Annotated in this window: 11 protein-coding genes and 1 pseudogene; 2 read left to right on the forward strand and 10 right to left on the reverse strand. The window is 49.9% G+C overall.

Annotated features, from left to right (window positions below; all coding sequences use genetic code 11):
* The first annotated feature begins 250 nt into the window (after positions 1–250).
* Positions 251–1,696: an alpha/beta hydrolase family protein gene (locus tag ET33_RS30365; RefSeq protein ID WP_036691063.1), complete on the forward strand. Its 1,446-nt coding sequence runs from the start codon at positions 251–253 to the stop codon at positions 1,694–1,696.
* Here the strand turns inward: ET33_RS30365 and ET33_RS30370 are convergent.
* Together ET33_RS30370 and ET33_RS30375 are read right to left on the reverse strand one after the other, a co-directional pair.
* The gene (locus ET33_RS30370; RefSeq protein WP_036691066.1) at positions 1,693–2,808 is read right to left on the reverse strand and encodes a sensor histidine kinase; all 1,116 of its coding nucleotides are present in this window, start codon (positions 2,806–2,808) and stop codon (positions 1,693–1,695) included. The genes ET33_RS30365 and ET33_RS30370 overlap by 4 nt on opposite strands.
* Complete coding sequence (locus ET33_RS30375; protein ID WP_036691069.1) at positions 2,798–3,487, reverse strand: response regulator transcription factor; 690 nt, start codon at positions 3,485–3,487, stop codon at positions 2,798–2,800. Before ET33_RS30375 ends, ET33_RS30370 begins: the two co-directional genes overlap by 11 nt.
* Positions 3,488–3,624: 137 nt before the next feature.
* Here ET33_RS30375 and ET33_RS38010 point away from each other — a divergent pair.
* Positions 3,625–3,735 (forward strand): annotated as a pseudogene (locus ET33_RS38010) (ring-cleaving dioxygenase); the annotation flags it as partial.
* Positions 3,736–4,012: 277 nt separating this feature from the next.
* Here ET33_RS38010 and ET33_RS30385 read toward each other — a convergent pair.
* The 8 genes from ET33_RS30385 to ET33_RS30420 all read right to left on the reverse strand — a co-directional run bounded on the left by ET33_RS30385 (position 4,013) and on the right by ET33_RS30420 (position 12,433).
* Entirely contained in the window at positions 4,013–4,912 is a 900-nt protein-coding gene (locus tag ET33_RS30385; protein WP_036691075.1) for a LysR family transcriptional regulator, read from the reverse strand.
* 145 nt (positions 4,913–5,057) lie between these two features.
* Positions 5,058–6,596 carry an acyl-CoA carboxylase subunit beta gene (locus ET33_RS30390; protein ID WP_036691077.1) on the reverse strand — a complete coding sequence of 513 codons (1,539 nt, stop codon included), beginning with the start codon at positions 6,594–6,596 and terminating at the stop codon, positions 5,058–5,060.
* A 30-nt stretch (positions 6,597–6,626) separates the two neighbouring features.
* Positions 6,627–7,409 (reverse strand): enoyl-CoA hydratase, encoded by a 783-nt coding sequence (locus ET33_RS30395; protein ID WP_036691079.1) that lies wholly within the window; start codon positions 7,407–7,409, stop codon positions 6,627–6,629.
* Between the two features lie 37 nt (positions 7,410–7,446).
* Entirely contained in the window at positions 7,447–8,355 is a 909-nt protein-coding gene (locus ET33_RS30400) for a hydroxymethylglutaryl-CoA lyase (protein ID WP_036691082.1), read from the reverse strand.
* 22 nt (positions 8,356–8,377) lie between these two features.
* The gene (locus ET33_RS30405) at positions 8,378–8,590 is read right to left on the reverse strand and encodes an acetyl-CoA carboxylase biotin carboxyl carrier protein subunit (RefSeq protein WP_036691085.1); all 213 of its coding nucleotides are present in this window, start codon (positions 8,588–8,590) and stop codon (positions 8,378–8,380) included.
* A 17-nt stretch (positions 8,591–8,607) separates the two neighbouring features.
* Positions 8,608–9,948: an acetyl-CoA carboxylase biotin carboxylase subunit gene (locus tag ET33_RS30410; protein ID WP_036691088.1), complete on the reverse strand. Its 1,341-nt coding sequence runs from the start codon at positions 9,946–9,948 to the stop codon at positions 8,608–8,610.
* 14 nt (positions 9,949–9,962) lie between these two features.
* On the reverse strand, positions 9,963–11,102 hold the full coding sequence (locus tag ET33_RS30415; RefSeq protein ID WP_036691091.1) for an acyl-CoA dehydrogenase: 1,140 nt from the start codon (positions 11,100–11,102) through the stop codon (positions 9,963–9,965).
* A 35-nt stretch (positions 11,103–11,137) separates the two neighbouring features.
* Positions 11,138–12,433 (reverse strand): dihydrolipoamide acetyltransferase family protein, encoded by a 1,296-nt coding sequence (locus ET33_RS30420; protein WP_036691093.1) that lies wholly within the window; start codon positions 12,431–12,433, stop codon positions 11,138–11,140.
* Between the last annotated feature and the right edge of the window lie 17 nt (positions 12,434–12,450).

Here is a 12,450-nt window from a genome sequence, read left to right on the forward strand (position 1 = left end):
TGATTCGCCGGCAAACGCCGATGAAATTGCCAATTGCGCGAGAACGGCAAAAAAGCTGTGTTATTCGCAAATGGATTCTGACTATTTATTTGTTCTTAACGATGATATTTGCCTCGTTTCCACACCTTATAACGGAAGGACATTCTCCCACGACATTCATAAGAAATTTATGAAATTCCCCCTTTCATCTTTATAATTTTTTTGTAAGCTGGAACAGGTTCGTATTTATAGCAAAGGGAGGAAGATCGGCATGAGGTTTTGGGAAATAAGCCTGATCGTGGTTAATTTTGGCCTGTTGTACTGGGCGGTAATCGCGAACAAGAAAGGTGGCCGGGGATTGCTCATCCCTTTAGGGATCGCCTTCAGTTTGGAAATTGTGCAGATTGTCTTGGAAGGTGGACGGTGGGAGATGGTTCCAGCCTACTTGACGCCACTCTTATTGGCGGTTTATTTCTTCATAGGCAAGCGGAAGGAGGGCAACAGAAGCCGGATTGCGGTTACGGTTCAAGCGGTGCTATTGACCGTATATTTGTTGGTCTCGGTTGCGCCGTCTGCGGTGTTGCCGGTATTCTCGTTTGATGAACCGACGGGACCCTATGCGGTCGGAACGACGGTTTATCATTGGGTTGACGATGAGCGGAGAGAAACATATTCGGATAACCCTGCCGATAGGCGCGAGCTGATGGCGCAAATTTGGTATCCAGCCGCCCAAGGAGGCGGGGAAAAGAGGAGCCCCTATCTCCTGAACGCGTCGCAAATGACAGAAGCCATATCATCCAAAATGATGGACCTTCCAGCTTTTACGTTTAGCCATCTTGGGATGATCAAAACGCATGCTTTGTTGGAAGCCAAGCTTTCGGATTCAGAAAGCCGTTATCCGGTTTTGATTTTTTCACACGGGATGAACGGATATCGCAATCAAAATATGTTCCAGATAGAGGAGCTTGCAAGCCACGGCTATATTGTTCTGGGCATCGATTATGCCTATGAAGCTGCTGCATCCGTATATCCTGACGGAAAGGTAACCGTGAGCAAAGTGAGCCGCAATCTGACTTCCAATGCCCAGTACGATCAGCATATACCGCTTTGGACCGATGATGCTACCTTTGTGCTTGATCAAGTGGAGAAGCTTAATCGGAACGATCCTGAAGGCCGTTTTACTGGTAAAATCGATATCGATCGAATCGGTATGCTCGGACATTCATTCGGTGGAGCCGTTACGATGCAAATGTTAAAGAATGATTCACGTGTGAAGGCTGCCCTTAGTATGGATGGAGGGTTTTATGGTCCGCCAGTTTCGGATAAAGGATTCGGAAAGCCGTTCTTCATGATGTATTCAGACGAGACGTACAGCAAGGTGATGACTTCTTACGATGATGTCGCTAAACAGTTAGGCGGGATAAGCAGAGAAGAATTCGAAGCCCCGAGAAAAGAATATATACAAAAATCGCACAATGCTTTAGCAGGCGGAGGGTTATCGATCCTTATTCCGGGTTCAAAGCATGCAAGCTACTCCGATCTTGCGTTATTCTCTCCGCTGCTAGGCCTCAGCGGTGCAGACCCGCGACGGGATCACCGCATCGTGAACGAATTCAGTGTTGCCTTCTTCAATCGGTATTTAAAAGGGAAGAACGATTCTGCGCTGCAAGATTTGGCCGCCAAGTACCCGGAAGTGAATTTCAAGGTGAACAACTAATAATTTTGTGCGGGGTTGGATATGGGAAGTTCAATGATGAAAGCATAATGTCCCGATGAATGAACCAGGCTTAAGGTGCCGTTGTGCCGTTCGACGATATTCTTGGCAATGGATAGTCCTAATCCTGAACCGGCCTGGATCGCATGGGCCGTTCGCGAGTGATCGGCTTTATAAAACCGCTCAAATAGCAGCTCCTCCTGTTCCTTCGATATCGGAGTTCCTTCATTCTCGATCTTGATGGCAACAAAAAGGGAGCGTGCTTCCAATGAAACGCGAACAACTCCCGGCTTCACGGAGAACTTCAAAGCATTCATCAGAAGGTTGTCGATGGCTCTCCTTATTTTTCCCGGATCCATAGGTATCGGCATAGACTTGAACGCCAAATACGTCTCCACAGTGACCCCAAGTTCTTTAGCGAAGGGCTGAAATTCGGCTACAATCTGCGTGAGTAGTTCCCGCACATCGAACTGGCCCATTACAAGCTTGGCGTCACTGGTTGTGAGACGCGTGTACTCAAATAAGTCATCAATGAGGTTCTTCAGTTGCATGGCTTTATTGTAGGTGATGTCGACGAAACGTTCCTGCTCCTGCTTATTGCGATAGACTCTGTTTTTCAACAATTCCAGATATCCAATAATGTTGGTAAGGGGCGTCCGTAAATCGTGGGATACGCCTGTAATCAAGTCCATTTTGGACTTTTCGATTTGCCGTTCCTTTGCGATTTGGCGTTCCAGTTTTTCGGCCATCGTGTTAATGTTTTCCGCAACCTTGCCCAGTTCGTCTTTCCTTATGAGCGGAACGCGATGGCGCAGATTTCCCCCGGCGATACAATCAAGTCCTTCCCCCAGACTAAGCAAATATTGTACGATGCGCCGGGTCATAAGGGAAAAGCTCAAAATAAAGAGGACGATAAACGAAATGAAAGATAATACGCCATATAGCAGGATTGATAAATAGGGAAAGTGTCTAGCGGCAAGAAGACGATTTAACAAAGATTCGTTGAGTATGGACGATACGTTCATCGCAATGATTAAGCTTAGGCTAAACGACCAGAACATGCGCACACGAATGCTTCGTTTTCCGGAAATCAGAGAAAGGAGTTTATTTTTCAATTTTGTATCCCACTCCCCAGACTGTCTTGACGTACCGGGGTTCCCGCGGGTTCACTTCAATTTTCTCCCGGAGGTTTCGGATATGAACTACAACCGTATTATCCGAGATTCTGGAAGACTCTTTCCAAACCCGCTCGTAAATTTTATCCACGCTGAACACATGTCCGCGATGGCTTGCCATCAGTTCGAGTATGGAAAATTCAAGAGGTGTCAGGGATATTTCCTTTCCCTTTACGGTTACTTGGTGCATCGCCCTATCTATGATTAAGTCTCCGACGGCAATGACGTCTTCCTCTGGCTTCTTGACGGAGTAGCTTTGCCGGCGTAGTTGCGCCTTGACCCGGGCCGCCAATTCCAGGAGACTAAACGGCTTGGTCATATAGTCATCCGCTCCGGTAGTCAGCCCGGTTATAATATCAATGTCTTCTTCCTTGGCAGACAGCATGATAATGGGGATCTTCGAGATTTCTCTGATTTTCAGGCACGCCCTGATTCCATCCATATGGGCCATCATCACATCCAGAATGATCAATTGCACGGATGATGTCTTGATAATCTCCAATGCCTGCAAGCCATTCTCCGCTTCCAGCACATGATATCCTTCATTACACAAAAAGATACGTATAAAGTCCCTAATTTCGGAGTCGTCATCCACAACCAATACGGTGACCTTGTTCATCTGCAACCTCCTGGTTATCTGCTAAAAATCGGTCTTAGCTTTCAGCATAAGAAAAACATATGAAGATTTCGTTGGGGAAAATCTAAAGAATCTCTGAAGTTACGCGGATTCTCCTTATGATTCTGTCGATCACGTGCAACGAAGCGGGCAGCCCGAGGACGGTCATTACGTTCTTCCCTTGGCCGACTTCGCGCAAAGGACGCGTCGGCGGAGGGCAAGTCGGCATTACTTCGTACGCCGTACCGTCGACATCGTTTGTGAATTTGGTAAACATTGTCGTATCTGGTCACAAGAATCCCCTAATCTCCAGCTTTAGGGGATGATTATATCTCTAAAGTACTTCCTCCACCACTCCACCACTCCGGCCTCGGGACCCTTTCCGACAACGATTGTTTCAATAGTTATATTAGTTTACATAATAATTATTATGTAAACTTTTTTTAATCTCACTAAGGTTGCTGAACTAGATTGTTGTAACGGGAGTTTTCCCTGTATCGCTGTCTTTTTCCGGATAATACATATTCTTTAGACGGCACCCGGCTGATTTGGCGGATTGGCCTGGATATAGGCAATAAACTCCCGGGATGCATAAGAAAGATATTTATCCCGAGGATAAATAAGCGCCAACTCCCAAGCCATCTGCGGATGGGAAATCGAAACGGGATGAACGGCAAGATGATGCAAACGGTTCGCCATCGATCGGGGGATTAATGAAATTCCTAATTGAGACGCCACCATCTCGCAGCAGAAATCCCACAGGGAGGTCATATGAGCCACCTCGGGTTCGAACCCGGCCTGCAAGCATGCTTGCCAAACCACGTCATGAAGGGCGAACTCCTTGGTGAACAGAATAAACGGTTCATTCTTTAATTCGGCTAAACTGACGGACGTTCTTCCGGCAAGCCAGTGCTGACGGCTTACAATGACAACAAGCTCTTCAGATAACAAGGAAACGGTTTCATACCGCCGCGTGTTCACCGGGAGCACCGTGACCCCAAAATCGATATTTCCTTGCTCCATCTGCATCTCTACCTGTTTCGCGCTGTATTCTACCATTTGAATCTCAATCCCGGGATATCTCTCCTTGAATCCGGCAATGATTTTCGGGAACAGCAACGCGCTGATCGTAGGCATGATTCCCATTTTCACGCTTCCTCTTTGTACTTGAACGAGCTCATTAACAGAAGAAGATAGCTCCTTCAGCAGCTGCAAAATGTTCAAAGCTTTCTCATTAACCAGCTTTCCTGTATCCGTGAGTACAACCTCCCTCTCGGAACGGTCAAGCAAAGTAACGCCCAATTCATCTTCGAGGCTTTTGATCATCTTGCTGATAGATGGCTGAGAAACAAACAGGACCTGCGAAGCTTTTGTAAAATTTTTATGCTTGGCCACCTCTGCAAAATATTGAAGCTGTCTAATATCCATCCGATCCGGGTCTGCCTCCTTCCCCTATAGGCAAAGCGGTCTCCAAACCATTCCTCCTCCGGTACAAGATTATGATATGCCGTGCACGCAAAAAACAGCACCGAAGCGCTTCTAAACGCTTGGTACTGTTCGGAAATGCCGCGAATTAAACCGGATATACCGGGTGCTTTCGCTCGGAGAAGACGAGAACCTTGGATGAATAAGCCTCGAATCGGTTCACTAACTCGTCGCGCAGCGAATTGGCCGGAATAATCCCGTCGATAATCATTTCGGAGGCCAGCCGGTAAATATCGATATCCTGCTTATATTCCTCCCGCTTTTGTTCGATAAAAGAGGCCCGGTCGTTTTCAGGCAGTTGAGCAATTTTATTGGCATAGACGGCATTGACCGCAGCTTCCGGTCCCATCACCGCAATTTGAGCCGTAGGCAAGGCGAGACAGCAATCCGGTTCAAACGCAGGACCGGCCATCGCATAGAGGCCCGCTCCGTAGGCTTTACGGACGATCACCGAGATTTTAGGGACGCTCGCTTCGGACATGGCGGAAATCATTTTCGCGCCATGTCGGATAATTCCTGCCCGCTCCACCTTGGTGCCGATCATAAAACCGGGGACGTCGGCGAGAAACAGAAGCGGAATATGAAACGCATCGCAAAGGGTAATGAATCGGGCTGCCTTATCCGCCGAATCGTGAAACAGCACGCCACCTTTAATTCGCGGTTGGTTGGCAACGATCCCGACCGGTTTTCCGTTCATTCGGGCCAATCCCGTAATCAGTTCGCCGGCAAACAGCTTCTTGATCTCAAAGAATGACCCCTCGTCAATAATCCGGTCAATCAGGTCATACATATTGAACGGGGCATTCTGATTGGACGGGATGAGCTCTTCCAATGATTTCTCAAAGGATTGCGGTATCTTTGCTTCCATAATCGGCGGTTTTTCGGAAAAATTGGCGGGAAAATAGGACAGATATTGCCGTGCCATCGCAATGGCTTCTTCTTCGTTTTGGGCCAGCACATCACCGCAGCCGGATACCGAGCAATGCATGCGCGCGCCGCCCATTTCTTCCAACGTAACCTTTTCTCCGATAACCATCTCCGCCATCCTCGGGGAACCGAGATACATGGATGCATTGCCATCCACCATAATCACGATATCACAAAATGCCGGAATGTAGGCCCCGCCTGCAGCCGAAGGACCGAAGAGCAGGCAGATTTGGGGAATTTTTCCTGATAATTTGACCTGATTGTAAAAAATACGGCCCGCCCCGCGCCGACCGGGGAACATCTCGACCTGGTCCGTTATGCGGGCACCTGCTGAATCCACAAGGTAAATCAGCGGCACTCTCATTTTGTCGGCCGTCTCTTGGATTCGAATGATCTTCTCTACCGTACGAGATCCCCAAGAACCAGCTTTGACGGTGGAATCATTGGCCATTGCACAAACGATTCTCCCGTTAATCCTCCCAATCGCCGTAACCACGCCATCCGCCGGAAGATCTTCCGCCGCGCAGTTGGCAAATAACGCATCCTCCAGCTCGAAGCCCGGATCAAACAATAGCTTCAAGCGGTCGCGGACAAATCGTTTTCCTTGCGCCGCATTCTTTTGATGATAAGCCTGCGCCCCCCCTTGGAGGACCCGTGAAATACGTTCCTGCAGCTCCCCCGGATTGATTTCCATAGACATCCCTACTCCTCCTTATCTTCGAAATGCTTGTTACTCGCCTTTAAAAATGGGGGGACGCTTATTTTTAAACGCCTCCAGTCCTTCCAGGCGATCCTTTGTCGGAATCGTGACTTCATAGGCATTTTGTTCAATCGCAAGGCCGGTGCCCAGATCCATATTAAGCCCCTTATCGATGGCGAACTTGGCCTGCGCCACGGCGACAGGTGCATTGCGGACAATGCGGCCTGCGATTTCCAGCGCTTTATCGAGAAGGGATTCGGGCGGTGTCACATATTCTACCAGCCCCATGCCCCTTGCCTCTTCGGCATCGATTTTTCTTGCCGTGAAAATGAGCTCTTTGGCGCGCCCCTTCCCGATCAGCCTCGGCAGCCGCTGCGTTCCGCCTGCGCCGGGAATAATTCCGAGCGAAGTCTCCGTAAGGGCAAAGGTTGCCGTCTCGGAGGCGATCCGAATGTCGCAGGCCAACGCCAATTCCGTTCCCCCGCCAAAAGCGGCTCCGTTCACCGCGGCAATGACCGGTTGGGGCAACGCTTCTAAAGCATTGATGCTCTCGCGAATCAAAGCAACCGTCCTGCGCACCTGGTTCATGTCCATACCTGCGCGCTCTTTTAAATCGGCGCCTGCGCAAAAGGCCTTCTCTCCAGCCCCGGTGATCACGATACAGCGAACAGACCGGTCAAATTTACATGCCGCAGCCGCAGCCCGCAATTCTTCCAGCATCTTGATCGACAGCGCATTGGCGGCTTCCGGTCGGTTTAAAGTGATGAGCACAATTCCGTTTCCGATGCTGGTGGACAATACAGTTTTTTCCATAGTCCCCCTCCTTCCCTAAACCGAACCCTACGCCCGCTTATCCGTTTTCGTTCGAGCTGCCGACCTTAAGATTACGGCTTGGCAAAGCTCTTCCGATCTTTCCCTGAATAAAACGGGCCGCGTCGAGCAGCTTTTCCGGATTGACCCCCGTTTGAATCCCCATCGCATCCAGCATGTAGAGCAAATCTTCCGAAGCCACATTGCCCGAGGCCCCGGGCGCATACGGGCATCCGCCCAAACCGCCTACGGAGGCATCAAACGTCGTGATCCCCATGTCCATAGACACCAGAATATTAGCCAGAGCCGCCCCGCGCGTATCGTGAAAGTGCAGAGCCAGTTTCCGGGCATCAAAACGCTTTAAAAGAATATCCAATACACCTTGCACCTGCTTGGGATTGGCAATGCCGATCGTATCCCCGAGAGATAGCTCGCCAATCCCCATGTCGAACAAAGCTTCCGATACCCGGATCACCTCGTCGACGGAGATCGGACCTTCATAGGGACAACCAAAGACGGTCGATACATAACCGCGGACCGACTTTCCTGCGGAAAGAGCTTCTTGCGCCACTTCTCTTAAGATAGGAAAAGTAGCGCTAATCGACTTGTTGATGTTCTTGTGATTATGGGTTTCACTGGCAGACATAAAGACGGCCACTTCATCCACATCGGCTTCCAACGCCCGCTCCAAGCCTTGACGATTCGGAACGAGAGCCGAATAAATGATGCCAGGCATCCGTTCGATTCCTTTCGCAACTTCAGCGGCATCTGCCAGCGCCGGGATCCACTTGGGATTCACAAACGAAGTGATTTCAATGGACTTCATTCCGGTGCCGGACAATTGGTTGATCCAGGCTATTTTATCGTCTGTGGAAACAAAGGCCTTCTCATTCTGTAATCCATCCCTCGGACCAACCTCTTTGATCGTTACATTCGCCGGCCAGTTCATCTCCCCAACCCCCAGCATTCGTTTAATCCAGCTCGATCAATAGATCCCCTTCATCCACAAAGTCGCCTTCGCTTACTTTTACTTCTTTTACCGTCCCGCCGGAACTGATCGTGACCGGGATCTCCATTTTCATCGATTCCAAAATGGCCACATCTTGTCCCGCTTCGACTTGATCCCCGGGCTTGACCAAAACTTTATACACATTCCCCGCCATAAATGCCACGATTTTGCCCACCTGAATGACCTCCTGTTTTACGATCGTAAATACTTAGCGACGAAACCTGTTGTCGTATCGCCTGAACGGAATGCGGGATGCGCGATGACTTCTTGCAGCATCGGGATGTTTGTTTTGATTCCCTGAACGTGATAATGGGCTAACGCCTCTTGAAGCCGGTCCATCGCCTCGTCGCGATCCTTCCCTTTGACCACAAGCTTGGCAATCATCGGATCATAGAAAGGCGTAACCACGGAGCCTTCATGTACAGCCAGCTCATGGCGGATTCCCGCTCCTTCGGGTATGGCAAACTTCGTAATTGTTCCCGGGGATGGGAAGAACGTCTTCGGATCTTCCGCGTAAATCCGCACTTCAATCGCATGACCGTCTCGTTTCACATCGGATTGGCCAAAATTCAAGGAATGTCCGGCTGCAATGCGCAGCTGCTCTTCAACCAAGTCCAAGCCGGTAATCTCTTCTGTAATCGTATGCTCGACCTGTAGACGAGTATTCATTTCAAGGAAATAGAAATTTTTGTTCTCGTCTACCAAAAACTCGATGGTTCCTGCATTCCGGTATCCGATAGATTTAGCCGCCCTTACCGCCGCTTCTCCCATTTTGCCGCGTGTCAGTTCATCCAGATAGGTAGAAGGGGCTTCCTCCACTACTTTTTGATGGCGGCGTTGAATGGAACATTCCCGTTCCCATAAATAAACGGTATTCCCATAGGAATCGGCCAAAATCTGAATTTCGATATGCCGGGGATTTTCCACAACCTTCTCGATATACATGGCCCCGTCCCCGAAGAAATCAGAGGCGCGTTTCCGGTTCCCTTCAAACGCTTTGTGAATTTCCGCTTCGCTGTGAACGATCTGCATGCCGATCCCGCCGCCGCCGGCTGAAGCCTTAAGCATGACCGGATAGCCGATACGATCGGCGGCCCGCGCCGCTTCTTCCGCATCCGCTAATGGATAGGAAATGCCGGGGACGACAGGCACACCGGCCTTTTCCATGATATTCCGGGCTTCAATTTTACTGCCCATGCGGGAGATGACATCCGCCGACGGACCGATGAATACGATACCGGCTTCCTCGCAGCGGCGGGCAAATTCGGCATTTTCCGAGAGAAGGCCATAGCCGGGGTGAATCGCGTCCGCTTTGGAGAGACGGGCGATCTCCAAAATTTTGTCGATATTCAAGTAGCTCTCCGCTACTTTGGGACCTCCCACCTCGTATGCCTCATCCGCCATCTTGACATGAGGGGCTTCCTTATCCGCTTCCGAGTAGATGCAGGCGGTGGCAATGCCCAGCGATTTGCAAGTACGGATCACCCGGGAGGCAATTTCCCCCCGGTTGGCGATTAGAATCTTCTTGAACATAGAATCCATCCCCTTTAACAGCCGATCTGGCGTGCAATCACCATTCGTTGGATTTCCGAAGTACCTTCCCCGATCTCTAAAAGCTTGGCGTCCCGGAAAAACCGCTCCACCTGATACTCCTTCATGTACCCATAGCCGCCATGGATCTGAACGGCCTGATCGCACACCTTCATGCACATTTCCGAAGCAAATAATTTGGCCATCGCCGCTTCCTTCTTAAAGCCTCTTCCTTGATCCTTCAGCCAGGCCGCTTTATACACCATGTTGCGTGCTACTTCAATCGTCATGGCCATGTCGGCCAGTTTAAATTGGATGGCTTGAAAGGCAGATAAGCTCTGGCCAAATTGTTTTCTTACTTTCACATATTGGAGCGATTTTTCATAAGCCCCTTGAGCGATCCCGACGGCCATGGCCCCAATGCCGATTCTTCCTCCGTCAAGCGTAGCTAAGAATTGCTTAAATCCGTTTCCTTCTTTCCCCAAGAGGTTTTCTTCGGGAACGGCTACACTATCCAAAACCAGCTCCGTTGTATTCGAGGCGTGAAGACCCATCTTTTCGTAATTGCTGGTGACCGTAAAGCCTGGCGCATCTGTAGGTACGATAAACGCGCTAATTCCATCCGTTCCTTTGGAGCGATCCGTTACAGCCGTGAGCGCCAAGTTCTCGGCATAGCTTGCGTTGGTAATAAAGCATTTCGAACCGGAAATGATCCACTGATCCTCATGCCGCTTCGCTGTCGTTTGGGTTCCGCCTGCATCGGAACCTGCGTTCGGTTCCGTCAGCCCGAACGCGCCCAAGTATTCTCCTGTACAAAGGGGGATTAAGTAATTTTCCTTTTGCTCATCCGTTCCGAATAAATGGATGGGCGCCCCGCCTAACGAAATATGGGCGGAATACGTGATACCTGTGGAGGCGCATACCCGACTTAATTCTTCTACCGCGATAGCAAAGCTTATGGTATCCGCTCCCCCGCCGCCGTATTGTTCGGGAAAAGGCAGACCCATGACTCCCAGCTTCGATAATTTATCGAAAACAGGCTCAGGAAATTGCTTTGTACGATCCCGTTCATCTGCCCCCGGAGCCACCTCGCCTTCCGCAAAATCACGCATCATCTTCTTGATCAACGCTTGTTCTTCGGTTAAATCAAAGTGCATGATTTCATCGCCCCTAACTTAAACATGCTGAATTGTTAATAGAGTCCGGTGTCCGTACCGTAGCCTTCAATCTTTTGCTTGACGCTCTTCAAGAAGCGGCCGCACACCAGACCGTCCAAAACCCGGTGATCCAAGGAAAGACAGATGTTCATCATATCGCGAACGGCAATCATATTATCGATGACGATCGGACGTTTTACGATGGCTTCGACAGTTAGAATGGCTACTTGCGGAGGATTGATGATGGGTGCTGAAAGAATGGAGCCAAAAGAGCCCGTGTTATTGACGGTAAACGTTCCGCCGGTGATATCCTCTAACGCTAGCCTGCCCTCCCTCGCCTTCTTGACCAATTCATCTATGGCTTTGGCAAGACCGAAAATGCTTTTTTGGTCGGCGTTCTTAATGACGGGAACGAATAGCGCATGATCGGTGGCGACGGCCATCGAGATATGAACCGCTTTTTTGACGAGAATATGATCATCCGCCCACTGCGAATTCAAGGTGGGGAATTCCTTCAAGGCTTCTACAACCGATTTGATAAAAAACGGCAAATAAGTTAAATGGATGCCTTCTTTTTGCTTAAACTCTTCTTTGATCCGGTCCCGATAACGCACCAGATTGGTAACATCGCATTCAACTGTAAGCCAGGCGTGGGGGATATCCTGTTTGCTCTTTACCATTCGTTCGGCAATCGTCTTGCGGATGGCGGTAACTGGGATCGTCTCGTCGGCTTGATTAAGCGGAGAATGGACGGCAGACAGTGTATCAACCGGAACGGACGGCTTCGGAATGTCGCGGGCTGATTGTACCGATTGTACCGGTTGGGACGCAATCTTAGACGGAGATTCTGCTTTTGGAACAGTGGTCACGGCCTGCCTCTTTCCTTGCAATATGTCCAAGATGTCTTTTCTGGTGATGCGTCCGGCAGCGCCCGAGCCTTCCATACGGGAAAGATCCAGGTTGTTTTCTTGCGCGAGTTTAAGCACGGCCGGCGAATAGCGCGGGTTCATGGCTGCTTGCGTTGTCACATCAGCGGCTCCCTGATCTTGTGCGGCGGCGGACGGCTTGGATTCAATCGGCGTAATCGCTTGACCATCCACCGAGATACGGCAAATCAAAGTTCCTACCGCTACCGTTTCGCCTTCTTGAACGACAATTTCGGATATCGTGCCGCTGAAAGTAGAAGGAACCTCCGCATTCACTTTATCGGTAATCACTTCGCAGACGGGATCGTATTTTTTCACTTGATCCCCGATGTTGACGAGCCACTTGAAGATGGTTCCTTCCGTCACACTTTCCCCTAGCTGGGGCATAACGATGTTCTCGGCCATATTCTCCTCCCGATCGG

The organism is Paenibacillus tyrphae, from assembly GCF_000722545.1.
GTDB lineage: Bacteria > Bacillota > Bacilli > Paenibacillales > NBRC-103111 > Paenibacillus_G > Paenibacillus_G tyrfis.

What these genes read in the sequence shown, in the direction of transcription:
- ET33_RS30365 (WP_036691063.1), top strand. Translation starts at nt 251, where the DNA reads ATGAGGTTTTGGGAAATAAGCCTGATCGTGGTTAATTTTGGCCTGTTG.
- ET33_RS30375 (WP_036691069.1), bottom strand. Translation starts at nt 3,487, where the DNA reads ATGAACAAGGTCACCGTATTGGTTGTGGATGACGACTCCGAAATTAGG.
- ET33_RS30385 (WP_036691075.1), bottom strand. Translation starts at nt 4,912, where the DNA reads ATGGATATTAGACAGCTTCAATATTTTGCAGAGGTGGCCAAGCATAAA.
- ET33_RS30390 (WP_036691077.1), bottom strand. Translation starts at nt 6,596, where the DNA reads ATGTCTATGGAAATCAATCCGGGGGAGCTGCAGGAACGTATTTCACGG.
- ET33_RS30395 (WP_036691079.1), bottom strand. Translation starts at nt 7,409, where the DNA reads ATGGAAAAAACTGTATTGTCCACCAGCATCGGAAACGGAATTGTGCTC.
- ET33_RS30400 (WP_036691082.1), bottom strand. Translation starts at nt 8,355, where the DNA reads ATGAACTGGCCGGCGAATGTAACGATCAAAGAGGTTGGTCCGAGGGAT.
- ET33_RS30410 (WP_036691088.1), bottom strand. Translation starts at nt 9,948, where the DNA reads ATGTTCAAGAAGATTCTAATCGCCAACCGGGGGGAAATTGCCTCCCGG.
- ET33_RS30415 (WP_036691091.1), bottom strand. Translation starts at nt 11,102, where the DNA reads ATGCACTTTGATTTAACCGAAGAACAAGCGTTGATCAAGAAGATGATG.
- ET33_RS30420 (WP_036691093.1), bottom strand. Translation starts at nt 12,433, where the DNA reads ATGGCCGAGAACATCGTTATGCCCCAGCTAGGGGAAAGTGTGACGGAA.